This window comes from Actinospica robiniae DSM 44927 (assembly GCF_000504285.1).
Taxonomy (GTDB): domain Bacteria; phylum Actinomycetota; class Actinomycetes; order Streptomycetales; family Catenulisporaceae; genus Actinospica; species Actinospica robiniae.
The window spans coordinates 8,232,876-8,258,758 of the sequence record NZ_KI632511.1 but is presented as its reverse complement, the minus strand read 5'-3'; the positions used below and the strand labels follow the sequence as shown (position 1 = coordinate 8,258,758).

The window sequence follows — 25,883 nt, the reverse complement described above, 5'->3', positions numbered from 1 at the left end:
GTGCGGGTCACTCGGGCTTTTCGTGCCAGGGGGCGATCGGGTTGCCGGTCCAGCGGGTGCGGGGCGGCACCGCCTCGCCGCGCATGACGAGGGAAGCGGGGCCGACGGTTGCGCCGGTGCCGATGGCAGCGGCCGGCAGGATCACGCACTGCGGGCCGAGGGTGGCGCCTTCATGCAGGGTGACGAGGTCCATGCTCATGACGCGGTCGTGGAACAGGTGGGTCTGGACCACGCAGCCGCGGTTCACCGTCGCGCCGTCGGCCAGCACGATCAGGTCGGCCTCGGGCAGCCAGTACGTCTCGCACCAGACGCCGCGGCCGATCCGGGATCCGAGCGCGCGCAGCCAGAGGTTGAGCACTCCGGTGCCAAGCCAGGTTTCGGCGAACCAGGGGGCGCCGATGAGCTCGATGAAGTTGTCGGCGAGCTCGTTGCGCCAGACGAAGGAACTCCACAGCGGCTTGTCCTCGGCCGCGATCCGTCCGACGATCGCCCATTTGGCGGCTACCGCGAGCGCGGCTCCGAGGGCGCCCGCGGCGAGCACGATCGGACCGGCCAGCAGCACGGCTGCGGGGGTGCCGAGGCTGCGGGCGGTCTGCGCCACGAGCGCCGCGGCGAACAGGACGAGGCCGGCCGAGATCATCGCGGGCACGATACGGCAGATCTCCACCGCGGCGCGCGCCGCCTTGAGCCGCGCGGGCGGGTTGTAGGTGAGCGAGCTGTCCGTGTCCTGGCTCGCCCGGCGGAGCCGCTCCGGCGGCATGCCGAGGTAGGACTTGCCCCGCTTGGCCTTGGTCGGCGCGGCCGAGAGCACGCCGACGAGGCTGCCCTTGGGCAGCTTGCGGCCGAGACCCACCATGCCGGAGTTGCCGACGAAGACGCGCTTGCCGATCCGCACCGCGCCGACGCTGAGCATGCCCTCGGACAGCTCGTAGGGCGCGATCATGGTGTCGTCGGCGAGGAAGGCGCCGTGGTCGACGCTCGTCATCGCGGGCACGGCGAGCACGGTGGAGGCCTCCACGTCGCGCCCGACCTTCATCCCGAGCAGCCGCAGCCAGACCGGTGTGGCGATGCTGGCGTAGAGCGGGTAGAGCCAGATCCGCGACATCGCCATGAGCTGCGTCGTCGTCCACACGCGCCAAGCGGGGAGGCTGTGCAGTGGGAAGTCGCCGGGCCGCATGCCGACGCTCAGGGCCCGTACTCCGGCGAACACGAGCAGGGCGAAGGTGAGGAAGAAGACGATCACGGTCGGCGCGAGCCCGGCGAGGCCTTGAGCGAAGGCCTGCCACAGCGTGCTGGAGCCGCCGAGGAACGCGGCCAGCACGGTCAGGGCCGGGACGGCGGCGGCCAGCGGCAGCAGTCCGAGCAATACCGCGGTGACGCCGTAACCGGCGTTCCATCGCCTGGTGAACGCGGCGTGCGCGGTCGGCGGACCCTGCGGCTTCGCGGCGTTCTTTCCGCCGCCCTTGCCGGGCCGGACCGGCTCGGCCGGGGATCCGGCCCACCGCTCGCCCGCGGGCACCTCGCCGTCGACCGCGGATCCCGGCTCGATCCGGGCGTGGGCGCCGACGCGGGCGCCGGGCAGCAGAGTGGAACGGGTGCCGGCCGAGGCGCCGTCGCCGACTCGGATCTCGCCGACGTGCACCACGTCGCCGTCCACCCAATGGCCTGTCAGGTCGACTTCGGGCTCGATCGCCGCGCCTTCGCCGAGCCTCAGGTGCCCGGTGATCGGCGGCGGCGAGTGCAGGATGGCGTCGCGGCCGATCCGGGCGCCGAGCGCACGGGCGTAGAGCACGAGCCAGGGGCCGCTGGAGATGCTGAAGACACCGAGCCGTTCGGCCAGGACCTGGGCCGCCCACAGCCGCAGGTGCGCGCGGCCGCCGCGCGGGTAGCGGCCCGGGAGCAGGTCGCGCAGCAGCAGGCGGGCCCCGAGTGCGGAGAGCAGCAGCCGGCCGGGCGGGGTGACGAAGAGCAGGAACCCGACGAGCACGGCCCACCAGGACACATGCGGCGCCCACGGCGGGCTGAAGACGTTTCCGGCCGCGGCGAGGACGGTGAGCCAGCGCACCGCGCCGAGGATCGAGACAGGCACCATCGCCACGGCCTGGGCCCACTGGAACACAGGGCGGACTGGGCGCGGCAGGGCCGACTCGCCGTGGGCGCCGACGAGACCGTCCGGCGCACCGGACGCGGGCGCCAGTTCGGCGAGGCGGTCGGCCAGATCGGCGAAGACCGGGTTGTCGTAGACGTCGCGCACAGTGACGGTCGGGTGGGCGGTCCGAAGCACGGAGACAAGGCGCGCCGCGGCCAGACTGCCGCCGCCGGCGTCGAAGAAGTCCGCGCCGAGACCGAGCGGGCGGTCGCCGAGCACGCTCGTCCAATGCTCGGCGAGCTCCTCCTGGGCCGGCGTCAGCTCAACTGGGCCTTCGTCCTCCGCGGCGGTCGGCGACGCCGCGGGCTCGGGCAGCGGCCACGGCAGGGCATTGCGATCCACCTTGCCCGACGTGCGCGTCGGCAACTGCTCGACGACGGCGATGCGCGGCACGAGGGCGGCGGGCAGGCGCGTGGCCAGCAGTGCGCGCGCGGAAGCCGGATCGAAGGGCTCGGCGGTTTCGTCCTCGCGCACGACGACGTAGCCGACGAGGACCTGACCACCCGTCGGGCCCTTGACCGCCGCGGCCGCCGCCGTCACGCCCGGCAACGCCTGCAACGCGGCGTCGATCTCGCCGAGTTCGATTCGCCGGCCGCCGAGCTTGACCTGCTCGTCCGCACGGCCGAGGAAGACCAGGCCCTCGGGGTCCGCGCGGACGAGGTCGCCGCTGCGGTAGGCCCGATCCCAGCCGGCTGCGGGCAGCGGCGCGTACTTGGCGGCGTCCTTCTCCGCGTCGAGGTAGCGGGCGAGGCCGACGCCGGCTATGACCAGCTCCCCGGATTCACCGGGCGCGACCGGTACTCCCGCGGCATCGATGACGGCGAGCTCCCAGCCGTCGAGCGGCAGTCCGATCCGGACCGGGCCCTCGCCGGTGAGCAGGGCGGCGGTGGCCACGACCGTCGCCTCGGTGGGGCCGTAGGTGTTCCACACCTCGCGCCCGTCCACAGCCAGGCGCTCGGCCAGCTCGGGCGGGCAGGCCTCGCCGCCGAATATCAGCAGCCTGACCTGCTCGAGTGCCTCGGCCGGCCAGAGCGCGGCCAGGGTGGGCACGGTGGAGACGGCGGTGACGCCGCGTTCGAGCAGCCACGGCCCGAGGTCCACGCCGCTGCGCACGAGCGACCGCGGCGCGGGCACCAGGCAGGCGCCGTGCCGCCAGGCCAGCCACATCTCCTCGCAGGAGGCGTCGAAGGCCACGGACAGCCCGGCCAGCACCCGGTCCCCCGGGCCCAGCGGCGCCTGACGCAGGAACAGCCGGGCCTCGGCGTCGACGAACGCGGCCGCGGCGCGGTGGGTCACCGCGACGCCCTTGGGGGTGCCGGTGGAGCCGGAGGTGAAGATGATCCAGGCGTCGTCCTCGACGCTGGGGCGTGCCGAGGGCACGGTGGCGGCGCTCGTGGCGGCGGCCGTCGCAGGGTGTGGCGACGCGCTGCCGGTCACCTCGATGCGCAGGCCCTCGCGGATCACCGCGCGCACACTCGCCTCGCCGAACACCAGTGCGGCCCGCTCCGGCGGATCGTCCACGTCCACCGGCACATAGGAGGCGCCGGCCGCGAGCACGCCCAGGACGGCGAGGTAGAGCTGGGCCGTACCTGAGGGTATGTGGATGCCGACGCGGTCGCCCCGGCCCACGCCCGCCTCACCGAAGCGCTCGGCGAGTTCGGAGACGTCGGCGAGCAGGGTGGCGTAGTCGAGTCGGCTGGCGCCGTCGTCGAGCGCGGGAGCCAGCGGATGCCGGGCCGCGGTGTCCTCGAGCACGTCGATCAGTGTGCGCGGCGTCGGCGCAGCGGCCACGGACCCGTATCGGGCGGTGTCGGCCAGCAGGCGGTGGGGCGGCAACGTGAGCGCCTGCTTCCTCGAGGAGACAGCGGACTCCAGTCAGCCTAACAGAGGTGCGGCATATCAGCTGATTTGTCACCATAAACGAGCAGGGCGCGGCGGATCCGCCGGCGCGTGGCAGCAGACGGACCCGGCGACGGTCCGGCGAGGCGGAGGGCGGAGGACGGAGGCGCGATGGAGGCCGAGCATCCGATCGACCTGAAGAAGTCGCTCTACCCGCTGGTCGACCTGGACACGATCAGCGGGCAGCTGAGCGACTGGGTGCGCGAGTACCGCACCCACGCCGACCTGCGGGTGGAGTACCCGGACGGCTATGACCCGATCCTGATCCGCCCGGACGGGCGCGAGGTGGACACCTGGCGGCAGGGCTACCCGTACGAGAGCCTGATGAAGCGGGCCGAGTACGACCCGGCCAAGCGCGCCCTGCAGATCGAGCTGCTCAAGCTGCAGACCTGGGCGAAGGAGACCGGAGCGCGGCTGGTGATCGTGTTCGAGGGCCGGGACGCGGCCGGCAAGGGCAGCACCATCAAGCGGTTCATCCAGCACCTGAACCCGCGCGGGGTGCGGGTGGTGGCGCTGAACAAGCCGAACAAGCAGGAGCGCACCAGCTGGTACTTCCAGCGGTACGTGGCGAACCTGCCCTCGGCCGGCGAGTTCGTGCTCTTCGACCGCTCCTGGTACAACCGCGCCACGGTGGAGCCGGTGATGGGCTACTGCACCGAGGAGGAGTACCGGCTGTTCCTGCGTCAGACGCCTCTGTTCGAGCGGATGCTGGTGGAGGACGGGATCATCCTGGTCAAGTTCTGGTTCTCGGTCTCCCGCGCGGAGCAGTTGACCCGCTTCGTCATCCGCGACGTGGACCCGGTGCGCCGGTGGAAGCTCAGCCCGAACGACCTGGCCTCGCTCGACCGTTGGGACGCCTACACCCGGGCCAAGGAGGCGATGTTCACCGCCACCCACACCGATCTGGCGCCGTGGACGGTGGTGAACGGCAACGGCAAGCGCCTGGCCCGGCTCGAGGCCATCCGCTTCGTGCTCTCCCAGGTCGAGTACAGCGGGAAGAACAGCGAACTGGTCGGCGTGCCGGATCCGCTGATCGTCGGGCCGCCGCGGATGGCCGGCTCGGGCGGCTCCGGGCTCGTCGCGCGCTGACCCGGCGGTGACGGCCCCAGCGCTCGGATCGTCAAACGAACTCGAACTCGGTCACGTCGCGCACCGGGCGGAAGCCGATGCGCTGGTAGATCGCGTTGCTGGTCGGGTTGGCCAGGTCGGTGTGGAGCATGACGTGTTCGGCGCCGCGGGCCAGCGCCTCGTGCGCGGCGGCCCAGGTCACTCCGGCCGCGTAGCCGTGGCGCCGGTGCTCGGGCGGGGTGTAGACACCGGTGATGCGCGAGCCTCCAGCGGCGACGCCGGTGAAGTTGGCGCAGGCCACCGGCTCGCCGCCGCGGGTCCACAGCAGCTGCCTGCGATCGAGGACGCGAGCCCGGACGAAGGGCTCCGGATCGTGCGGGACCGTGAGGCCGCAGTCGCGGAAGAAGGCCAGATCCCATTCACACAGCATTGCCACGTCCGCCGGGCCGGCCAGGCGGCCGTGGCCGGCCGGTGCGGTGTCGGGCGGAGTGGGCTCGGCGAAGGAGAACAGCCGCATCTCGTGGTTCGCCTTAGCCCGGTAGCTGAGGCCGAGCAGCCTCGCCCAGCGCGCCGCGATGTCCTCGGCGACCCGCACGCCGCCGGCAACCCCGATGGGCCGGTCGCGCCCGGAGGCCTGCCAGACCGCGGGGAGCTCGGCGGCGGCTCGCTCGGATACCTGGGCACCGAGCGTGACCGGGTACGGGTACTGCGCCGCGAACGCCGCGCCGAGCCGGCCCTCTTCGTCGACCCACCAGCCGTAGCAGTCCTGCTCCCTCGGCTGCCGCGGACTCGTGCGCAGCCCGGCGGCGATGCCGAGGATGATCGTGTTACCGACGGGGTCGAGGCTCAGGAACTCCAGCGACGCGTCCGCGAAGGCGCTTGCGTCCCCCGTCAACGTCCAGCCATGATCGGTCACGCGGGCCATCCTTCCCGTCCCGCAGACACGGGGTCAATCCGGACACGGGTCGATCCGAGCACAGGTCAGTCATCGTGTGGAGGCGCCCGCATGAAGATCTTCCTCTCCTCCGACATGGAGGGCACCGCCGGAGTGGTGGACTGGGAGCAATGCCGCCCGGGCCAGAACGATTACGAGCTCTACCGCGAGCTGCTGCAGAACGAGGTGAACGCGGCCATCGACGGCGCCCTGGGCGCGGGCGGGGGCGGAGAGCACGAGATCCTGGTCAACGACTCACACGGGCGGATGGCGAACCTCAAGCCGGACCGGCTACACGGCGACGCATCGTATCTGTCCGGCCGCCATAAGCCTTTTTACATGATGCAAGGGCTCGACGACACCTTCGATGGAGTCTTCTTCGTCTCGTACCACGGCTCAATGTCGGGCACGCCGGCGACGCTCTCGCACACCTACAATCCGTTGGCCATCGCGGAAGTTCGGCTCAACGAAACCGTGACGGGCGAGAGCGGCATCAATGCCCTGGTGGCGCTGGGTTACGGCGTCCCGGTGCTGCTGATCACCGGCGACCAGACGACGGCCGAGGAGTTGCGCCCGTTCTGCCCGGACGCGCGCGCGGCCGTGGTCAAGAAGTCGGTCAGCCGCTTCGCCGCGGAGAGCCTGCATCCGCGCCGTGCCTGCGCACTGATCGAGCGCACCGCGCACGAGGCGGTCGACGCGGCGGCCGCGGGCGAGATCGGGCTGCCCCGGATCGCGTTGCCGGCCACGCTGAGCGTGCGGATGCGCAATCCGGACCTCGCCGAGATGGCCTGCTGGCTCGAGCGCGTCGAGCCGGACCACGACGACGCGACCGTGGTGCACCTGCGCGACACCGACCCGATAAGGCTCTACCGCACGTTCATCACCTTGGTGCTGCTCACTCGCGGCATCGCCGAATAGGAACCGCTCACGCATACAGTCTGAGCTGGTCCGTGACTCACCTGGCGGCAGGTGCCACATCTGCCGTGGCGTGGGCATGCCGCCATGTCCGGCCTTGGATCGTCACCGATGCTGGTGATCCGCTTGACGTTCCAGGCCCCGTGAATGGGTCGACTGTCAACATCAACAGCGATCGTTAGCGTCAGCGCCTGCGTTCAACGTCAACGTCAACGTCAACGTCAACGTCAACGTCAAGGTCAAGGTCAACGGCGCCGCTGGCGGGCCCTCCCTCGGAGAGAGTGCCGGGTTTGGGTGGGTGCTGTCGTTGGGAGGGCGGGCTGGGGTTCGGGATGGTGAGGTTGCGGGGGTGGGTTCTCTCCTCGGCCGGTCCCCGGAGGCAATCAGGAACCTGCCGGGAGGTCAAGCGGCGGAGGTTTCCGCGTGGGGCGGTTTCCAGTGATGGTTGCGAACTTCTCGTTGAGAGGTTTCGTACGTGCCCAATCCGACTGGGATACCCGTTGCGCGCGAGGTCAAGTACCGGTTCTTCGAGCTCATCCATTCGGGCTATACCCAAAGGCAGGCGGCAGCGGCGGCCGGAGTATCCGAAAGCGCCGGCTGCCGCTGGCTCCAGCACGCTGGTGGGGTGAGCATCGATGAACCAGCCCGGGTCTCAGCCCGTTTCCTCTCACTCCAAGACCGGATCGTGATCGCCGACGGCACCCGTGCACGCCGCCCCAAACCGCTGATCGCCGAGGCGATCGGCAAGAGCGTCGCGACCGTCTACCGCGAGATCGAGCGCAACAGCAGACCCAACGGGGTCTATGACCCCTACTACGCCCACAACCAGGCCTACCTCGCCCGACGCCGCGACCGCCCGGCCAAGATCGAAGCGAACGAGCCCCTGCGCGAACAGGTACACGCACTCCTCGCGGCCGGCTGGTCGCCCGGCCAGATCGCCGGACACCTCGCCGCCGCCCACCCCGACCAGTGGCACCAGCGCGCCTGCGCCGAGAGCATCTACCAGGCCTACTACGCCGGCCTGGTCGGCGAGAAGAAAGCGAAACTACGCACCGGGCGCCGCCTGCGCACACCCCACACACGCGCCAAACCCGGCCACGCCGGCCCGATACCCCACATGACCTCGATACGCCAGCGCCCCGCCGCCGCCGACGACCGCTCCGAACCCGGCCACTGGGAAGGCGACCTGATCATCGGCAAACACCAGCGCTCCCAGATCGGCACCCTCGTATGCCGCCACACCCGCTACCTCAAACTCATCCACCTGCCCCACCGGCGCACCGGCGAGACGATGCGCGACGCCCTCGTCGCCCAACTCGCCGACCTGCCCGCCCAGATCCTCAAATCACTCACCTGGGACCAGGGCTCCGAAATGGCCCGCCACCGCGAGACCACCGAGCTGACCGGCATGCCCGTGTTCTTCTGCGACCCCCACTCACCCTGGCAGCGGCCGACCAACGAGAACACCAACGGCCTCCTACGCCAGTACTTCCCCAAGAGCACCGACCTCTCCCGCCACACCCTCGAAGACCTCCGCCACGTCGAACACCTCCTCAACACCCGCCCCCGCCGCGTCCTCGAATGGGCTACCCCGGAAGAACGCATGGCACAATGGATCCCCAGACAACACACCACCTTGATTCGCAACCACTGACAGACACCGCGTGGTGGATTTTGCGTCGCGCCGCTTGACCTCCCGGCAGAACCCTGATCGGGCTTCGCCTGCCCGACCGAGGAGAGAGCCCACCCCCTGAGGTCCGGTGCGAGCTGCGCTCGGGCCCGGACCAGGGCTCGCCTCGCGCGGTTAGCGTGCATGGGGGTGGTGGATGGCGTCGTGGTGTTCGCCGCAGACGAGTGTGAGGTTCGCGAGCGTTGTCGGGCCTCCTTTCGAGTAGGCGATGACGTGGTGTGCTTCGAGTGGCCAGAGGGCCGGGCGGTCGCAGCCGGGGTGGGTGCAGTGGCGGTCGCGGAAGCCCAGGGCCATGCGCTGTGCGGGCGAAGCGAGGCGGGCGAGTGGGTCAGTGTCGATGGCCTTCCCGTCGAGGGTGACGGGCTGGCCGAGGAGGTCGGTGAGGAGCAGGTGTGCGGGGCGATTCGGCATGGGGCCGAGGGCGGAGAGAGCGACGAGGTCACCGTAGGCACTGACGGCATACCCCGGCGCGACGCCTCGTCCCTGTTTCTGGTTCTGGCCTCGGCCCCGACTGACGCCTCCCACCCTGCCTGATGTCGGATTCAACACGGATTCCTGCCTGGGGGTCATCGTCGTGTCTGTTGTGTCTCCTGCCGTTTTCCGCGTGGCCTGTGTCTCGGGTAGTGGTGCGTAGAAGAGGATGGGTGCGCTGAAGGCGGCTTCCCGCTGGGCGGGCGGCGCCGCGAGGAAGACTTCGGCCAGGTGCGTGAGTGCTTGGGCGTTGTATTGCTCGGTGTGGGCGATGTCGTCGGGTACGAGCGTGGTCTTGTCGAGACGGGCGGTGCGGTGCCAGTACCCGACGAGTTGGTCGATGGCGGAGCGCAGGATCGTGGCGCGCACCGTGTCGAGCAGGGCGTCGATGCGGGTGAATCCGTCCCCGACATCGCTGAAGCGCAGGAAGCTGCGGGCGCGCTGCTGGGAGTCGTTTTCCTGGGCGGCTTCGGGGTCGATGGTGTGTTCGAGCACCCGCACGTGCTGGTTCGCCGCGCTGATCCCCTCGGCGCGGGCGATGGCGATGGTCGTCGTGAGCGCCTCGCCCGGATCCAGCGTGGTGTGCTGGACGGCTCGCACGGTGCGGGTGAGGGCGCGAGTGGTGTCCGGGCCGAACGCACCGGCGGAGAGGTCGTGTGTTAACCGCGGAAGGGCGCCGATGGTGCGGGCTTCGAGGGCGAGCTGTCTGGCCCGGCTGGTGGAAAAGTCGAGGTTGGCGGCCAGCCAGGGCCCCACGCCGCCGGGTGCGGCCTTGAGCCGGTCGGCGCGTGCGGTGGTCTGGAGCATCAGCCCGTGGGCGGTCTGTTCGGCGGTCCCGAGTGCGCGCAGCACCTGCAGCAGCATGCCAGCGACTTCGGGATCCTTCGGCGAGGCGTTCTCGGTGGCGGCGAGCACCTGATTCACTGCCCTGCGCAAGCCCGCCGCCGCAGCCTCGATCTCGGCGACGGCGTTGCCGATCTCGTTCTCCATGAGCCCCTCCCCATGATTTCCCACCGTGTTCGGTCCTGTACCTACAGTTTAGATGAGGGGTCCGACAAAAGGTGCGTTTTGGTGTATTCGAACCCGTTAAAGGCAAAGAGAATCCGCTGCAACCTCGTGCCGGTACCGGGCGTTGACTAGCTAAGAGGGCCAATGGTGAAGGTCGATGTGGAATTCGGCAGCGGCGGGAACGGCGACCAGACCGGCGAGTCCGGGCCCGAGCGCAGCTCAGACCGGTCGGCTGGGGGTGGGTTCTCTCCTCGGTCGGGCAGGCGAAGCCCGATCAGGGTTCTGCCGGGAGGTCAAGCGGCGCGATGACGAAAGCAGCACAGCGACAACCACCGCCGCTTGACCTCCCGGCAGGTTCCTGATTGCCTCCGGGGACCGACCGAGGAGAGAGCACACCCCGCAACCCCACCATCCCGAACGCCAGCCCGCCCCACCACGCCAGCACCCCACAAACCCCGGCATCTCTCTCCGAGGGAAGGGCCCGCCAGCGGCGCGTTTGATCTTGATGTTCAATATTGATGCCACCGACTGCAGCCGCGAACGCCATCGCAGAACATCGCGAGTCAGGCGCAGGGGCGGGTGGGCGGGTAACGAATCCCGGGCCCTCCCACGGACACCGGACACCGCAGCAACCAGGCACGGGATACAGTGGCAACAGGCATCCGACCCACACAGGAGCCACGACAGCACACTGCTCAGCGCGGCCCGGCAGAAACAGCCTGAGCCCAGCCAGTAGCGAAGCCTGTGGCGCCGCGACAACCGGCCGCAGATCGCCAGCAGAGGCATGGCGCACGGCTCGGGACCGGGCAAGGTTCGCTACGTCGTCGTGTGCACGCTCGCCAATTGCATGACATGCTTGACGGGCGCGGGTGCACCACGAACGCCCCGCCGGCATCCACGACGAAGCCTTCCGCAAGCTCGGCGTGTGCCTCTTCGCACTAGGACCAGTCATCCGCGGCGTTAACGGCTTTGAAGGGGAATCAGGCCTCAAGCTCGCGAGCGGGCGGAGGGCCCTGAGTTGCGGTCTCCAGCTCCTTCGGTGAGCCGGGCGCCGGCAAAGCGAGCGCGTCTGCGGGCAGTTCGGCGGCCCGCAGCACCGAGCGGACCGGACCGATGCATGCGCGCCGGTCGTCCGAGAGCTGATCCACCAGCACACTGCACCCGGCCCAGGCCGCGCCGCACTGCTCCACGATGGCGCGGACCGTGGCTGCCTGGGCGCCGGTTTCGATCCAGTCGTCGACCAGCAGCACCCGGTCGCCCTCGCCGAGCATCTCGCGCTGGAGCCGGAGCGTGTGGCGCAGGCCGCGGTAGTCCGGCGCGGTCTGGCCGAAGGCCTTGTCGCCGGGCAGTAGGCCGATGCCTTTGCGCACCGGCACGAATCCGACGCCGAGTTCGACCGCGACGGCCGCGCCGAGTAGGAAACCGCGCGACTCGATGCCGCACACCGCCGTCACCCCGTCCGCGCGGACCGGCTCGGCCAGCCCGATCACGAGCGCGCGCAGCGCCTCGGCGTCCCGGAACACGGCCCATACGTCGGCATGGCCGTTGACCCAGCGGAAGTGCTTGAGGGTGTGTTGCGCGGCGTACGAGGCTGAGGACGCTGACATGGTGGCAGTGTGCCCGGCGCCCCGGGCCTCAGTCCAGTGGGTGACGCTGGTCGGAGCCGTCCGACACCGCGGCGCGGCCGCTGCCGGCGGGATATCCGTTCTCGAGCTCAGCCGGCTCTTCGCCCGAGGTCAGGCGATCCAGCGCGGCGCGCACCCGGCGCAGCAGGCGCCCGCCGATGTGCCGGTCGAGCTCCGCCGGGGCCACGTAACGGAACTCCGAGAGTTCCTCCGTCTGGAGCACGATCGCCTCCCGCTGTTCGGCGGTGAGGCGGCCGCCGTCGAAGACGTACATCAGCCCCGGCCGCGGGCGCTCCGGCCGGGCCAGGATGAAGTCCATGACGAGCACTCGCCCCGGTTCGAGCGCGAGACCGAGTTCCTCGGCGAGTTCGCGACGCACCGTCTCGCGCGGGTACTCGTCCGGATCCATGGCACCGCCGGGGATCTCCCAGCCTGGCTTGTAGGTGGGGTTGACCAGGAGCACTCGTCCGTCCTCGTCGGTGATCAGCGCGCCGGCACCGACGTAGACGGCCGGAAGGGAATCGAGGAAGCTGCTCACCGGCCCGACTCAGAGCCCTGACGCGCGTCCGGCGCTGCGGCGCGGCCGCCGCCGCGGACCAGGGACTCGAACTGCGCGACGCTCACCGGCTGGGCGAACAGGTGGCCCTGCACGAAGTCGCAGCCGAGCTCGCGCAGCCGGTCGTGCTGCTGCCAGGACTCGACGCCCTCGGCGATGACGTGCATCCCCAGCGCGTGCGCCAGCGTGATTACTGCGACCACGATCGCGTCGTCGCCGCGCTGCCTCGTCAGGCCCTCGATGAAGACCCGGTCGATCTTCAGCGCATTGACCGGGATGTCGCGCAGGTGGCCGAGCGAGGAGTATCCGGTGCCGTAGTCGTCCAGCGCGATCTGGATCCCGGCCTGGGACAGGTCGGCCAGGGCGGAACGGGCCGTGCCCGACGCCTCGTGCACGGCGGTCTCGGTGACCTCCAGGCAGATCTGCTCCGGCGAGACGCCGTGCTGCGAGATCGCCTTGGTGATCTCCGCCACCAGCGCCGGATCGTGCGAGAGCTGACGGTTGGACAGGTTGACCGCCAGGGTCAGCGGCTCGGCGCCGACCGGCAACTCGGCATTCCACACGGCCAGCTGCCGGCAGGCCTCGTCCACCACCCAGCGCCCGATCGGGATGATCAGATGGTTCTCCTCGGCCACGCCGATGAACTCGGCCGGCGGCAGCAGGCCGCGCTGCGGGTGCTGCCAGCGGATCAGCGCCTCCGCGCCGATGATCCGGCCGTCCACCAGGTCGAGCACCGGCTGGTAGGCCAGCCGGAACTCCTCGCGCTCCAGGGCCAGGCGCAGGTCGTGCTCGAGGTCGATGCGCTGCACCGCCTGCTCGTGCGCGGCAGGCTCGAAGAACCGGTAGCCGCCGGTCACCCCGCCGGCCGCCTTCACCTGGTACATCGCCGCGTCGGCGTCGCGCAGCAGCGCGTCCACGTCGGCCGCCGCGCCCTCGGCCATCGCGATGCCGATGCTCGAGCGCACGTGGATCGCCTTGCCGGCGCAGCTGAACGGGCGCACCAGGCAGCGGTTGATCCGCTCGGCGATCTCGGCCGCCTCACCGCGCTCCACGTCCTCGCACAGGACGACGAACTCGTCCCCGCCGAACCGCGCCACCAGGTCGCCCCGGCGCACCGCCTCGCGCAGCCGGTCGGCCACCGCGGCCAGCAGCTCGTCGCCCGCGGCGTGTCCGAGGCTGTCGTTGATCAGCTTGAACCGGTCCAGGTCCAGGAACAGCACGGCCAGCCCGCCGCGGCCGGCCGCGCCGAGCTCGATCGCCTGCCGGATCCGGCTGACCAGCAGGGTCCGGTTGGCCAGGCCGGTGAGCGGGTCGCGCACCGCCTGCTCGGCCAGCGCCTCCTCGATCCGGCGCCGCTCGGTCAGGTCCCGGCTGACCGCGAGCACGCTGCGCACCTCGCCGCTCTGGTCCACCTCCGGCACGAACCGGGTGTGCAGGTAGCGGTAGACGCCGGCGAGCACGACGCTGAACTCCCGCTCGGTCCCCTGGCCGGTGGCCAGCACGTGGCACAGCGCCTCGTCGAAGGAGCGCACGAACTCCTCCGGCTCGCGGCCGAGCTCGATCATGGTGTGGCCGAGCAGCTCCCGCTGCGGGGTGCCGGTGATCGCCTCGGTGGCCGGGTTGGCGTAGGTGCAGCGCAGGTTCCGGTCGAACCGGGTCATCGGGTCCGGGCTCGTATCTATCAGGGTCTTGAGTTCCTTGCCGACCCGGTCCAGCTCGGCGGTGCGGGCCCGCAGCTCCCGCTCGGCGATCTTCCGGGCGGTGATGTCGCGGCTGATCCCGAAGGTGCCGATGATCCGGCCGTCGAAGTCGCGCAGCGGCTGCTTGCTGGCGCTGAGCGTCTCCTCCTCCGAGGTGTGCGCCCGCAGGTGCGGCTCCTCGATGTCGTTGACCGCCTCGCCGCTGCGCATGATCTCCTGCTCGGTGGCGAAGGCGGCGGCGACGTGCTCGGGGGTGAAGTAGTCGCGCACCGACTTGCCCAGCATGTCCTCGGGCGAGGTGGCGCCGGTGAACGCGGCGGCGCTGCGGCTGGCCCGGATGAAGCGGGAGTCGCGGTCCTTGAAGTAGATCATGTCCGCGCAGGCGGACAGGAGGTTGTGCAGGCAGATGCGGTCCAGTTCGGCCTCGGTCAGCGGCCGGTCACGCTCCTCGTCCGGCGCGGCCGGGACCGCGTCGGAGCCCGACTTCGCCCCGTGCTCTGACGTGCTCGTCATCGACGTGCCTGCTCCCTTGCGTCCGGTTGGCGCTCGGCCGGGAGGCTTTGCGGGCCCGTCCGGCGGCTCCGGAATGCGATCTCCATCTTATCCGAGCGTGATCTGCGGGCTCTCGATTCCCGAACCCGCCCCGATCGGTCCGATCCAGGCGACGTGGCCGTCCGGGCGGACCAGAACCGTCTCGGCGGCCTGCCCCCAGCCGTCCCGCGCCGCCCAAGGGGGGTCTAGTACCCCGCTTGCGGTGATCGTCGCGGGCTGGTCCGGGGTTTCGGGCACGGTGGAGGCCGGCGGCGCGGCGGCGTCGGGCGTGCCGAGCACGAGCCGGACCGCGCGTCCGGGTCCGATCGCGGAGAGCAGCCGGTAGAGCTGCTGCGGGCCGCCGTCCGCCTCGGGCAGGTCGAGGTGCAGGTCGGGGACGCGCGCGCCGAGCCGCGGGTCGTCCCCGTCGGCCACCGGGTAGCGCACCTCCAGGCCGGCCAGCCGCCGGGCGTACTGCAGGTTGACCTCGGAATGCTCGCCGAGCAGCGCCTCGAACCGGCCCCGCAGCGCGGCGCCGTCGGCTCCGCCCGCCGCGACCAGGGCCATCTGCGCCCGCACGTCCTCGAGCACGCGCTCGCCGGCCGGGCGGCGCTCCGCCTCGTAGCCGTCAAGCAGCGCGTCCGAGGCCGCCGGGTCTGCGCGCCGGGCGCGGGTCACAGCGGTGAGCCGCCAGGCGAGGTTGTGCGCGTCTTGGATGCCCAGGTTCATGCCCTGGCCGCCCATCGGAAAATGCACGTGCGCGGCGTCGCCGGCCAGCAGCACCCGGCCGTCCCGGTAGCGCTCGGCCTGCTTGGCCGAGTTGCCCAGGGTGGCCACCCGCTCCGCGTTCTTCATGCCGAAGTCGGTGCCGGTGATGCGCCGCAGCGAGTCGCGCACCATCTCGCCGGTCCACTGCCGCTCGATGTCGCCCATCTCGGCGTGGTCGATGGTGGAGACGACGAAGCGGCCGTCGGGCAGCGCTATGGCGAAGAACACGCCCTGCTCGTGCGTCTGGATCAGCTGGTCCAGCGGCGGCGGGTCGGCCAGCTCGACCAGCGCGGACGGGCTGAGCATGGTGTCCGGGTTGCCGTGGAAGCCGATGCCGGCGGCCTGGCGCACCGAGCTGCGCGCGCCGTCGCAGCCCACCACGAATCGGGCGGTCAGCTCGGTCTCGGTGCCGTCGTCCAGCCGGACGCTCACTGCGGCGTGGTCAGGGCCCTGCTTCAGCCCGATCGCGCGCCGCCCGCGCAGCACCTCGCCGCCGCAGCGGGCGAGGTGCGCCTCGAGCAGTTCCTCGGTGAGCGCCTGGGGCTGGATGACGATGTAGGGGAAGGCCGAGGACAGCTGGGTGAAGTCCAGCCGCCGGGTGCCCATGGCGTAGTGCCAGCTGGGCAGCCGCTTACCGGAGGCGAGCAGCGGCGCCACGGCGCCGCGCGAGTCGAGGATCTCCAGGGTCCGCGGGTGCACCACGAAGCCGCGGGACCACGAGACGCGCTCCTCGCGCGCCTCGATGACCAGCACCCGCACCCCGGCCGCGCACAGCTCGGCGGCAAGCCACAGCCCGACCGGGCCGGCGCCGACCACCAGCACCTCGGCGTCGAGTTCCGGTTCGGCGTGTCCCGACGCGGCCGACGAACTCTGTTGAGGCGGCAAAGCCATTCGCTCCTTCGCTCGTCACCCGCGAGTACGAACGATGATAGCGGGCTGGCGCAAGAGGTCTGCCTGCGCCGATCCGGCGGCGTCCGGCACCGGGAGGGACGCCTGGACGGACGCCGCGACGCCGACGGAGACAGGCCGGCTTTCCTCGGACCCGACGCGCTGTCCGATGTGCTGCCCGCGCGGGACGAAGCGGCCGCCGAGCGCGATGGCCAGACACACCACCCCGGCCGTCACCGCGTAGCCCAGGTGCATGGACGCCGCACTGCTGATGAACCCGATCACCACTGGTCCGAGCAGCAGGCCGCTGTAGCCCATGGTGCTCGCCGCGGCGATGGCGCGTTCGGTCTGCGCTCCCCCGGCGACGCCCGCGAGCGAGAAGAGCAGCGGTGTGACGGCGCAGATCGCGAGGCCCACGGCCGCGAAACCGAGCAACGCGACCAGCGGCACCGGCGCGGCCGAGACCACGGCGAACGCGGCCGCGGCGGCCAGACCGGCCGAGATGATCAGTCGGCGGGCGCCGAAGCGCACGGTGAGCCGGTCCGCCCGCATCCGTCCGATGAACATACAGGCCTCGAAGATCGGGTATCCGAGCGCTGCCACGACCTCAGCCGAGCCGAGCGTGTCGTGCAGGTAGACGCCGCTCCAGTCGGCCACCGCGCCCTCGGCCAGGTAGCTGCAGAAGACGAGCGCGCCGAAAAGATAGACGAGGCCGGGCAGCTTCCGCTTGGGCGCCTCGACCTGCCCGGCGCCCTCGTCAGCAGGGGCCGCGGGCAGATACGTCGGTCCGACGGCCAGGACCGCCGGGATCAGCAGCACGGCGACGGCGCACAGCGCGCCGGTGAAGCCCAGGCCGACCCAGGCCGTGATCGCGCCGAGCACACCGCCGGACACCGCGCCGAGCGACCAGCCGGCGTGCATGCGACCCATCAGCGGACGTCCATAACGCCGCTCGACGGTGGACGCCTGGGTGTTCATCGCGACGTCCACCAGGCCGAAGCAGAGCCCGAAGACGAGCCCGGCGGCGATCAGCAGCGGGTAGTTCGGCGCCAGCCCGACCAGCGCGAGGCACACGGCGGTGCCGGGCAGCGCGGCGCGCAGCACACGGCGGCTGCCGAGGCGCCCGATCACCCGGCCCGCCATGGTCATGGTGATCAGCGCGCCGAGGCCCCAGCCCAGCACTTCGAGCCCGAGCTGGGCGTCACTCAGGCTTAGCTTCTGTTGCAGCGCGGGCATGCGCACGGTCCAGACCGCGCAGAGCGCGCCGGCCAGGGCGAACGTCGCACGGGTGCCCAAACTGGCTCGGGAGAGTCGGCGTTCGGGAGACATGGGTACCAAGCTCCTCAGGGGCGGCGTCGCACGCCGCTGGAGAATGTGAAGACTTTGAGAAAAGAAGGTGGCAGTCGAAACGCCGGAGCGCCGCGACTAGGAGACGAGCGCGAGAAGCCGCTGGCGCAGAGCGGAGAGGCGTTCGGGGCCGAGCAGCGTCTCGTCGAGCTCCGCTGCCTCCCAGACGCCGTCCGCGGCCAGCCGGGCGAGCTGCGCGAGATCGGGATCGGGCTCCTCGTCGAGCCCTTCGGTCATCCACCGCCGCTGCGCCGCCGCGAGCGGTTCGCGCAGCGCCGGGTCGGTGGATGCCGCCGAGAGCGCGGCCCAGCGGCGTCGGGCCAGATCCGGGTCCTCGCCGGCCAGCACGCTGAAGGTGGCCTCGATGTACGCCCGGGTGTACCACCCGGGGCGCTCCTGCCGGTAGCCGGCGATCAGCTCGTCGAAGCCCGCGATCAGGCGTTCGATCATGGCCGTGATCAGGGCGTCCTTGCTGGCGTAGTGGTAGAGCAGGCCGCCTTTGCTCACGCCGGCGTGCTCGGCGACCGCGGCCAGCGTCAACCCCTGGGTGCCGTGCTCGCCGAGCACGGTCTCGGCGGAGTCGAGCAGGCGGTCGCGGACCATGCTTCTACTGTACCGGCTGGACGGTATAGATGTCCAGGAAGATGCGGACGGTCCGGCGGAGCCCGGCGGTGTCGCCGAACTCTTCTATGATCTCGTCTGGGATCCGCGGATCCGCGGTCCCGCGCTGAAGGAGGCACGAGATGAGCGAGCAGGCGGCCGAGGAGTCGGCCCGGCGGCAGGCGATGAACCAGGCGGTCATCGACGAGTTCCGCGGCAACGCGGGCGTCGTCGGGGGCTTCCACGCGCAGATCCCGTTGCTCCTGCTGCACCACGTCGGCGCCAAGTCCGGCGCGCCGTACGTCACCCCGTTGGCCTACCTGGAAGCGGGCGACGCCTTCGTGCTGATGGCCGCGAACGGCGGCCGCGACCGGCATCCGGGCTGGTACCACAACCTGGTGGCGCGCCCGCTGGCCGCGATCGAGATAAACGACCGCACCATCGCGGTGACCGCGCGCGAGGCCGAGGGCGAGGAGTGGGAGCGTCTCTCCGAGCGCGCCCGGCAGGAGTCGCAGCTGTTCGAGGGCTTCGAAAGCCGCACCGCGCGCCACATCCCGATCCTCGTCCTCGACCCGATCAGCGCCTAGAGCCACCGCTAGACGGTCTAGAGCGAGCGCGCCAGGCTCTCGAGCAGGTCCAGCGCGTCCTGCATGCCGTCTTCCATGCCGGAGGCCAGATGCGCGTCGCGGTATTCCTTGCTCTGGTGCGTGACCAGGATCTCCATGAAGGTGCGCCCGTCCTTCTCGGTGAGCGTCAGGGAATTGATCGCTTCGGCGTCGGGCACGCCGGAGTAGATCTCGGTCGAGACCACGTGTTCGTCCGGCACGATCTCCCGGTACTCGCCGTGGAAGGAGAACTCGAACCCGTTGTGCGCGGTCATCTCGTACCGCCAGGCGCCGCCGACGCGCAGGTCGACCTCGATGGATCGGAACTCGGCCCGGTTGGCGTGGTACCAGCGGCGGATCAGCGCGGGCTCGGTGGACGCCCGGTAGACCAGGTGCCGGGGCGCGGCGAACTCGCGGGTGATCAGGATCTGGTTGTCAGCCGGGGTGGTCACGGTGGCGCGCCGGGCGCCGGACTGATCAGTGTGCTGCGTGTTCATGGTGCTTCTCCCTCGTTCTCGTCATCCCCCGTATCTGCCTGCAACTGCTCGAGCACCGTGTCGAGGAGCTCGAAGCGTTCGGTCCACAGCCGCTCGTAGCCCCTGACCCAGTCGTAGACGGCCCGCAACGGGCCGGGTTCGAGCGCGTATATCCGCTGCCTCCCGTCCTCGCGGACCCGGACCAGCCCGACCTCGCGGAGCACCCGCAGGTGCTTGGAGACCACGGGCTGGGCCACGCCGAGCCTCTCCACCAGGTCGTTCACACTGAGCTCGGCGCCCGCGAGGGCGTCGAGGATCTCCCGCCGCCGGGGTTCGGCGACGGCGTTGAACGCGTCCGTGGTGGTCGCCGCTCTGGCCATGGCTCCATCGTATGCCCATATAGGCATACGTCAAGCGGCAAGCCGCCGAACGGCGGCGTGTCGCGGATCAGCGCAGGTCGCGCTTGAGCACCTTGCCGGAGGCGTTGCGCGGCAGGCGGTCGACGAAGCGGACCTCGCGCGGGCACTTGTAGCCGGCCAGCGAGGCACGGCAGAACGCGAAGATCTCCTGCTCGTCCAGAGCCGTGCCGGGCCGCGGCACCACGACGGCGACGATCTCCTCGCCGAGCCGTTCGTCCGGGCGGCCGATCACCGCCGCCTCGAGGATGCCGGGGTGGCGGAACAGGACCTCTTCCACCTCGCGCGGATAGACGTTGAAGCCGCCGCGGATCACCATGTCCTTGATCCGGTCGACGATGAAGTAGTAGCCGTCCTCGTCCACGTAGGCGAGGTCACCGGTGTGCAGCCAGCCGTCGACCAGCGTCTCGGCGGTGGCGGCCGGGTCCTCGTGGTAACCGCTCATCACGACGTGGCCCTTGACCAGCAGCTCGCCGACGTGCTCCGGGCCGGCCCCGGCCGCGCCGTCTATTCGGGCCCGCACGCCCCACAGCGGCTTGCCGATCGAGCCGACGCGGCGTTCGCCCGGCCGGTTCAGGAAGCCGGCCGCGCCGGTCTCGGACATGCCGAAGCCCTCGAGCACGTTCACGCCGAAGCGCTGCTCGAAGCCCTCGATCAGGGCTCTGGGCATGGGCGCGCCGCCGCAGGAGGCGACGCGGTAGCGCTCCAGCCTCCGGTCACCGAGATCGGCGTTGAGCAGGGCGTGGTACATCGTCGGCACGCCCAGGCTGATGGTGACGTCGTGTGCTTCCATCGCGTCGAGTACGGCCTCGACCTCGAACCTGGGCACCAGGCTGATGGTCGAGCCGTAGCGCACGGCGCTGTTCACCGCGCAGGAGAGCCCGTATATGTGGAACAGCGGCAGCACGGCCAGCGTGACGTCCTCGGGCACCGCGCCGAAGGTCTCCGGCGCCACCGTGCAGCTCATGTAGAGCTGGAAGTGGCTCAGCTCGGCGCCCTTCGGCTTGCCGGTGGTGCCGCTGGTGTAGATGATCACGGCCGTGTCCTGCGGCTCGGTCGCCGCCACGTCGGCCATGCCGTCGGCCGCGTCGCACAGGGCCGTCACCTCGGCCGGGTCGGCGAACCGGCTGCGGGCGCCGGAATGCGCGAGCAGGTAGTCGCTCTCGGACGCGGTGAGCATCGGGTTCATCGGGACCATGACCAGACCCGCCTTGAGGATCCCGTAGTAGGCCGTCAGGAACTCCGGTACGTTCGGCAGCTGCACCGCGACCCGCTCGCCCGGCTTCAGGCCGGCGGACAGCAGCGCCGAGGCGAAGCGGCCGCTGTCCCGGTCGAGCTCGGCATAGCTGACGTCCCGGGTCGCCGTGCGGCAGACGAATTTCTCCGGCGACTGCTCGGCGGATTCGGTCAGCGTGGTGGCGAGGTTGAAGACCATGGCGAAGACTCCTTTGTCTCGGTCTCAAGCCCTGGATGAAGCGGCCGTGGGGTTCGGATCACTGCGAAGCGGCGGCCCGCCGGCGCAGCTCGGCCTTGGCCAGGGAACGGCGGTGCACCTCGTCCGGGCCGTCGGCCAGCCGCAGCGTGCGCGCGGCGGTCCACAGCTCGGCCAGCGGGAAGTCCTGGCTCACCCCGCCGCCGCCGTGCGCCTGGATCGCCTTGTCCAGCACCCATTGCGCCATCGACGGCACCGCGATCTTGATGGCCTGGATCTCGGTGTGGGCGCCCTTGTTGCCCACGGTGTCCATCAGCCAGGCGGTCTTGAGCACGAGCAGCCTGGCCTGCTCGATCCGCACCCGGGACTCGGCGATCCACTCGCGCACCACGCCCTGCTCGGCCAGCGGGCGTCCGAACGCGACCCGGTCCTGGACGCGGTCGCACATCAGCGCGAGACCGCGTTCGGCCATGCCGATCAGCCGCATGCAGTGGTGGATCCGGCCCGGTCCGAGCCGGGCCTGGGAGATGGCGAAGCCCTCGCCCTCCCCCGCGATCAGGTTCGCCGCCGGCACCCGCGCGCCGTGGAAGAGGACCTCGGCGTGGTCGCCGTGCCACTCGTCCCGGTAGCCGAAGACGTGCATGGGCCGCACGATCTCGACCCCGGGCGTGTCCCGCGGCACCAGGATCATCGACTGCTGACGGTGGCGGGGCGCGTCCGGATCGGTCTTGCCCATCACGATCAGAATCCTGGCATTCGGGTTCATCGCGCCCGACGCGTACCACTTGCGGCCGTCGACGACGTACTCGTCGCCCTCGCGGCGGATCCGGGTCTCGATGTTCGTCGCGTCGGAGGAGGCGACTTCGGGCTCTGTCATGCAGAAGGCGCTGCGGATCTCGCCGTCGAGCAGCGGGCGCAGCCAGCGCTCCTTCTGCTCCTCGGTGCCGAACTGGGCGAGCACCTCCATGTTGCCGGTGTCGGGGGCGGAGCAGTTGACCGCTTCCGGGGCGAGTCGCGGGCTCCAGCCGGTGATCTCGGCGAGCGGGGCGTAGCCGAGATTCGGCAGCTCGCAGAAGAAGTTCCACAGCCCGCGCTCCCGAGCGGCGGCCTTGAGCTCCTGCATCAGCGCCGGGGTGGCGAAGTCGTCGGCACCGCCCGAGCCGGGCGCCTCGGCCGCGGCCACACGCTGCTCGGCCGGGTAGACGTGCGTGTCCATGAAGGCAAGCAGCTCGCCGCGCAGCTGCTCGGTGCGGGCGTCGAAGGCGAAGTCCATCGGTGTCAGTGTCCTTCCGTGAGGATCGCGTGCCCGCGCTCGACCAGCACCGGGACCGCGGCACCGAGCCGTTCGAAGCCGGCGCCGACGGTCTGGCCGGCCTGGAAGCGGAAGTGGATGCCCTCGGAGATCACCGCGAGCTTGAAGGTGGAAAAGGCCAGGTACCAGGGCAGGTGGTCGAGCCCGACGCCGCCTTCGGCCAGGTACGGCTCGAGCAGCGCGGAGACGTCCGGGAACTCGGCGCCCGGCGGCACCTTGCCGAACAGGCCCTGCCCGGTGACCAGCAGCTCCCAGTACAGCAGCAGCGCGCCGATGTCGGTGAGCGGGTCGCCGAGGGTGGCCATCTCCCAGTCCACCACGGCGGCGATCCGGTCGTTCTGACCGAAGATCACATTGTCCAGCCGGTAGTCCCCGTGCACGATCGCGGCGCGCGGGCTGGGCGGGAGCGAGGCGGCGAGCCGGTCGCGCAGCTCGTCGATGCCCGGGAGTTCGCGACTGCGCGAGGCGTCGAGCTGCTTGCTCCACCGGCGCAGCTGCCGCTCCAGGTAGCCGTCCGGCCGGCCGAAGTCGGCCAGGCCCACCGCGGCCGGGTCGGTGGTGTGCAGCCGCGCCAGCACCCGGCCGAGCTCCCCGGCCAGCGTGGTCAGCCGGTCCAAGCCGAGCGCGGCGGCGGAGGCGGCGGAGCGGTAGACCTCGCCCACGACGTTCTGCATCACGTAGAACGGCGCGCCGAGCACGGCCGGGTCCTCGCACAGCAGGTGCGGGCGCGGCACCGGCACCGGCGTGTCCGCCAGCGCGTTCAGCACGCGGTACTCTCGGGCCATGTCGTGGGCCGTGGCCAGGACGTGGCCGAGCGGCGGGCGGCGCACGATCCAGGAGCGGCGCTCGTCGCACACCAGGTAGGTCAGGTTGGACCGGCCGCCGGCGATGAGCTCGGCGGACAGCGGCCCGTCGCCGAGGAACGCCGCCAGCGCCTCCAGGTCGAGGCCGGGCGGGGAGGTGGGCTCGGAGCCCGTCATGGCGCGTCCTTCCGTACGGTACCGTCTGCCGCGGGCGGACTAAGCGATTGCTTACACTGGTTCCCCTCGGCCGCGCCGCGGCCGCCGAGCGACGCAGGAGGAACGCGATGCCCCAGCCCGACGCGGGACTCGACGAGGCGCAGCAGCGCGGCCTGGTGCAGGCCTGGGAGCAGGCCGGCCCGCCCGCGGCCCGGCGGCTGCTGATAGCGGCCGTGGACGCGTTCGCCGCGCGCGGCTACCACGGCACCTCGACCCGCGACATCGCGGACCGGGCCGGGCTGAGCCCCGCGGGCGTGTACGTGCACTTCGCGTCCAAGGAAGAGCTCTTCTACCGGATCACCCTGCTCGGCCACCAGCAGACCCTGCGCAGCGCCCTGGACGCCGACGCCGCGCCCGGCCCGGACGCACACCCGGCCGAGCGGCTGCGCTCGGTGGTCGCGGCGCAGACCGCCTTCGAGGCGCGCCACCACACCACCGCGCGGGTGATCGAGTACGACCTGCCCTGCCTGTCCCCGGAACACTTCGTCGAGGTCAATGCCCTGCGACGGCAGATCACCGCGGTGGTGCGCGGGATCCTGGCCGACGGGGTGCGGGCCGGCTGCTTCGACGTGCCGGACGTGGACGGGACCGCGCTGGCGCTGCTGTCCATGATCACGGATGTGGCCCGCTGGTACCCGGCCAACAGCCGGCAGGCCCCGGAGCAGCTCGGCCTGCTCTACGCCGATCTGGCGCTGCGGATGGCGGCGCCGCACGGCGCCGGACCGGGCGCGGCGGCGCGCTGAGCGGCCGGCCGCCGGCAACCTCAGACCCCTGACTTGAGTAGCAGGCCGCCGTCGAGCACCAGGGTCTGTCCGGTGATCCAGCCCGCGTCCGCGGAGGCCAGGAAGGCGACCGCGCCGGCGACGTCCTCGGGCACGCCGAGCCGGCCGAGCGCGTAGCCGGCCGCCACCTTCTCCTCCCGGCCCTCGTAGAGCGCGGCGGCGAAGGAGGTCTTGACCACGGCCGGGGCCACCGCGTTCACGCGGATCAGCGGGCTGAGCTCGTCCGCGAGCTGCGCGGTGAGCTGGATCAGCGCGGCCTTGCTGGCGGCGTAGGCGCCGATGTTGGCGGCCGGCCCGAGCCCGGCCACCGAGGCGACGTTGACCACGGCGCCGCCGTGCTCGCCGAGGTAAGCGCGGTGCGCCGCGCGCACCCAGCCGAGGGTGCCGATCACGTTGACGTCGAAGACCTTGCGCAGCACGGCCGGGTCGAGTCCGAGCATGGGCCCGTAGGCCGGGTTGATGCCGGCGTTGTTGACCAGGACGTCCAGCGAGCCGAAGGCCTCGAGCGTGCGCGCTACGGCCTCCTCCTGGTGCGCCGGATCGTCCGCCTTGCCGGGTACGCCGATCGCGTGTTCGGGCCCGCCGAGCTCGGCCACGGCGGCCTCGAGCGGCTCGGGCTTGCGCGCGGTCAGGCACACCCGCGTACCCTCTGCTACCAGCCGACGGGCTATGCCGAGGCCGATGCCGCGGCTCGCCCCGGTGATCAACGCCGTCTTTCCCTGCAGGTCGCGCACCCTTGCTCCCATCCTTCGCGAACAGACGCCTCGTGGCCGCGGACGCACTAAGCGTTTGCTTAGGATGCCTCGCCCGACCAGGCCTGTCAACGACCGGGCGGGCTTGACAAGGCGCTCGCGGCCTGGCGATGCTGAGCGAACGCTTACCTCAGCCGGCCGAGACGCGGGAGGAACACCGATGGAGCTGGACGGCGCGGGAGTCGTGGTCACCGGAGCGGCGGCCGGCATCGGCGAGGCGCTGGCGCGGCGGTTCGCGGCCGCCGGGGCGCGGGTGGTGCTCGCGGACCTCGACGGCCCCGGCGTGATGCGGGTGGCCGAGTCCGTCGGCGGCCTCGCGGTGCCCGGCGACGCCGCCTCGCCCGACGGCGTCGCGCGCCTGATCGCCGCCGCCCGCGCCCACCTCGGCGAGATCGACCTGTACTGCGCGAACGCGGGCGTCGGCGGCGCGTCCGACCTGGCCGACGAGGCCGGCTGGGATTTGTCCTGGCAGGTGAACGTGCTCGCCCACGTGCGCGCGGCCCGGGAGCTGCTGCCGGACTGGCTCGCCCGCGGCCGCGGCCACTTCCTGGCGACCGTCTCGGCCGCCGGGCTGCTGACCATGCTCGGCGCCCCCGCGTACTCCGTGACCAAACACGGTGCGCTCGCCTTCGCCGAATGGCTCTCCGCGACCTACGGCGACCGCGGGATCACCGTGCAGGCGCTGTGCCCGCAGGGCGTGCGCACGGCGATGCTCGACGCCTCGGGCAAGGCCGGCGAGCTGCTGCTGAGCGCCACGGCGATCGGCGCGGACGAGGTGGCCGACGCGGTGATGGCAGGGCTCGAGGATGGATCTTTCCTGATCCTGCCGCATCCCGAGGTGGCCCGGTACTACTCCGGTCGGGCCGCCGACACCGACCGCTGGCTCGCCGGAATGCGCAAAGCGCAGCAGATGCTGGACTGATCTCGCTACCATCTGGTT

21 protein-coding genes are annotated in these 25,883 nt (G+C 71.4%); 6 read left to right on the top strand and 15 right to left on the bottom strand.

The window, feature by feature from the left end:
• Nucleotides 1–7: 7 nt before the first annotated feature.
• Nucleotides 8–3,985: a Pls/PosA family non-ribosomal peptide synthetase gene (locus ACTRO_RS35670; RefSeq protein WP_084316770.1), complete on the bottom strand. Its 3,978-nt coding sequence runs from the start codon at nt 3,983–3,985 to the stop codon at nt 8–10.
• A 174-nt stretch (nt 3,986–4,159) separates the two neighbouring features.
• Between ACTRO_RS35670 and ppk2 the strand changes: the two genes are divergently transcribed.
• Nucleotides 4,160–5,137: a polyphosphate kinase 2 gene (gene ppk2, locus ACTRO_RS35665; RefSeq protein WP_084316769.1), complete on the top strand. Its 978-nt coding sequence runs from the start codon at nt 4,160–4,162 to the stop codon at nt 5,135–5,137.
• 31 nt (nt 5,138–5,168) lie between these two features.
• Here the strand turns inward: ppk2 and ACTRO_RS35660 are convergent, their stop codons facing one another.
• Nucleotides 5,169–6,032, bottom strand: a complete 864-nt coding sequence (locus tag ACTRO_RS35660; protein WP_051451896.1) for a GNAT family N-acetyltransferase — start codon at nt 6,030–6,032, stop codon at nt 5,169–5,171.
• A 90-nt stretch (nt 6,033–6,122) separates the two neighbouring features.
• On the opposite strand from ACTRO_RS35660, the gene ACTRO_RS35655 reads away from it, so the two are divergent.
• Nucleotides 6,123–6,968 carry a M55 family metallopeptidase gene (locus ACTRO_RS35655; protein ID WP_034270323.1) on the top strand — a complete coding sequence of 282 codons (846 nt, stop codon included), beginning with the start codon at nt 6,123–6,125 and terminating at the stop codon, nt 6,966–6,968.
• A gap of 472 nt (nt 6,969–7,440) precedes the next feature.
• Nucleotides 7,441–8,619 (top strand): IS30 family transposase, encoded by a 1,179-nt coding sequence (locus tag ACTRO_RS35650; RefSeq protein ID WP_051451895.1) that lies wholly within the window; start codon nt 7,441–7,443, stop codon nt 8,617–8,619.
• A 150-nt stretch (nt 8,620–8,769) separates the two neighbouring features.
• On the opposite strand, the gene ACTRO_RS35645 is transcribed toward ACTRO_RS35650, so the two are convergent.
• The 7 genes from ACTRO_RS35645 to ACTRO_RS35615 form a co-directional block, all read right to left on the bottom strand.
• Nucleotides 8,770–10,116 (bottom strand): HNH endonuclease signature motif containing protein, encoded by a 1,347-nt coding sequence (locus tag ACTRO_RS35645; RefSeq protein WP_034270321.1) that lies wholly within the window; start codon nt 10,114–10,116, stop codon nt 8,770–8,772.
• 998 nt (nt 10,117–11,114) lie between these two features.
• Nucleotides 11,115–11,741: a phosphoribosyltransferase family protein gene (locus ACTRO_RS35640; protein WP_063628129.1), complete on the bottom strand. Its 627-nt coding sequence runs from the start codon at nt 11,739–11,741 to the stop codon at nt 11,115–11,117.
• A gap of 28 nt (nt 11,742–11,769) precedes the next feature.
• The gene (locus ACTRO_RS35635; RefSeq protein WP_051451894.1) at nt 11,770–12,297 is read right to left on the bottom strand and encodes an NUDIX domain-containing protein; all 528 of its coding nucleotides are present in this window, start codon (nt 12,295–12,297) and stop codon (nt 11,770–11,772) included.
• On the bottom strand, nt 12,294–14,528 hold the full coding sequence (locus tag ACTRO_RS35630) for a putative bifunctional diguanylate cyclase/phosphodiesterase (RefSeq protein ID WP_051451893.1): 2,235 nt from the start codon (nt 14,526–14,528) through the stop codon (nt 12,294–12,296). The genes ACTRO_RS35635 and ACTRO_RS35630 overlap by 4 nt, the downstream gene beginning before the upstream one ends.
• A gap of 87 nt (nt 14,529–14,615) precedes the next feature.
• Nucleotides 14,616–16,205 carry an FAD-dependent monooxygenase gene (locus ACTRO_RS35625; protein WP_051451892.1) on the bottom strand — a complete coding sequence of 530 codons (1,590 nt, stop codon included), beginning with the start codon at nt 16,203–16,205 and terminating at the stop codon, nt 14,616–14,618.
• Nucleotides 16,206–16,220: 15 nt separating this feature from the next.
• Complete coding sequence (locus ACTRO_RS35620; protein WP_084316768.1) at nt 16,221–17,531, bottom strand: MFS transporter; 1,311 nt, start codon at nt 17,529–17,531, stop codon at nt 16,221–16,223.
• A gap of 96 nt (nt 17,532–17,627) precedes the next feature.
• On the bottom strand, nt 17,628–18,152 hold the full coding sequence (locus ACTRO_RS35615) for a TetR/AcrR family transcriptional regulator (protein WP_034270319.1): 525 nt from the start codon (nt 18,150–18,152) through the stop codon (nt 17,628–17,630).
• Nucleotides 18,153–18,292: 140 nt separating this feature from the next.
• On the opposite strand from ACTRO_RS35615, the gene ACTRO_RS35605 reads away from it, so the two are divergent.
• Nucleotides 18,293–18,736 (top strand): nitroreductase/quinone reductase family protein, encoded by a 444-nt coding sequence (locus ACTRO_RS35605; protein WP_211244516.1) that lies wholly within the window; start codon nt 18,293–18,295, stop codon nt 18,734–18,736.
• Between the two features lie 17 nt (nt 18,737–18,753).
• On the opposite strand, the gene ACTRO_RS35600 is transcribed toward ACTRO_RS35605, so the two are convergent.
• The 5 genes from ACTRO_RS35600 to ACTRO_RS35580 all read right to left on the bottom strand — a co-directional run bounded on the left by ACTRO_RS35600 (nt 18,754) and on the right by ACTRO_RS35580 (nt 23,370).
• Nucleotides 18,754–19,251: an SRPBCC family protein gene (locus ACTRO_RS35600; RefSeq protein ID WP_051451891.1), complete on the bottom strand. Its 498-nt coding sequence runs from the start codon at nt 19,249–19,251 to the stop codon at nt 18,754–18,756.
• On the bottom strand, nt 19,248–19,610 hold the full coding sequence (locus ACTRO_RS35595; RefSeq protein WP_034270309.1) for an ArsR/SmtB family transcription factor: 363 nt from the start codon (nt 19,608–19,610) through the stop codon (nt 19,248–19,250). The genes ACTRO_RS35600 and ACTRO_RS35595 overlap by 4 nt, the downstream gene beginning before the upstream one ends.
• Before the next feature lie 67 nt (nt 19,611–19,677).
• Nucleotides 19,678–21,081 carry a long-chain-fatty-acid--CoA ligase gene (locus ACTRO_RS35590; protein ID WP_034270306.1) on the bottom strand — a complete coding sequence of 468 codons (1,404 nt, stop codon included), beginning with the start codon at nt 21,079–21,081 and terminating at the stop codon, nt 19,678–19,680.
• Nucleotides 21,082–21,139: 58 nt separating this feature from the next.
• On the bottom strand, nt 21,140–22,351 hold the full coding sequence (locus tag ACTRO_RS35585; RefSeq protein WP_034270303.1) for an acyl-CoA dehydrogenase family protein: 1,212 nt from the start codon (nt 22,349–22,351) through the stop codon (nt 21,140–21,142).
• A 5-nt stretch (nt 22,352–22,356) separates the two neighbouring features.
• Entirely contained in the window at nt 22,357–23,370 is a 1,014-nt protein-coding gene (locus tag ACTRO_RS35580) for a phosphotransferase family protein (RefSeq protein ID WP_034270300.1), read from the bottom strand.
• A gap of 107 nt (nt 23,371–23,477) precedes the next feature.
• Between ACTRO_RS35580 and ACTRO_RS35575 the strand changes: the two genes are divergently transcribed.
• A complete protein-coding gene (locus ACTRO_RS35575) occupies nt 23,478–24,152 on the top strand; it encodes a TetR/AcrR family transcriptional regulator (RefSeq protein WP_034270298.1) in 675 nt (224 codons plus the stop codon).
• Between the two features lie 20 nt (nt 24,153–24,172).
• On the opposite strand, the gene ACTRO_RS35570 is transcribed toward ACTRO_RS35575, so the two are convergent.
• Nucleotides 24,173–24,937 carry a glucose 1-dehydrogenase gene (locus ACTRO_RS35570; protein ID WP_034270295.1) on the bottom strand — a complete coding sequence of 255 codons (765 nt, stop codon included), beginning with the start codon at nt 24,935–24,937 and terminating at the stop codon, nt 24,173–24,175.
• Between the two features lie 166 nt (nt 24,938–25,103).
• Here ACTRO_RS35570 and ACTRO_RS35565 point away from each other — a divergent pair, with 166 nt between their 5' ends.
• Nucleotides 25,104–25,865 carry an SDR family oxidoreductase gene (locus ACTRO_RS35565; RefSeq protein ID WP_034270293.1) on the top strand — a complete coding sequence of 254 codons (762 nt, stop codon included), beginning with the start codon at nt 25,104–25,106 and terminating at the stop codon, nt 25,863–25,865.
• Nucleotides 25,866–25,883: the final 18 nt, after the last annotated feature.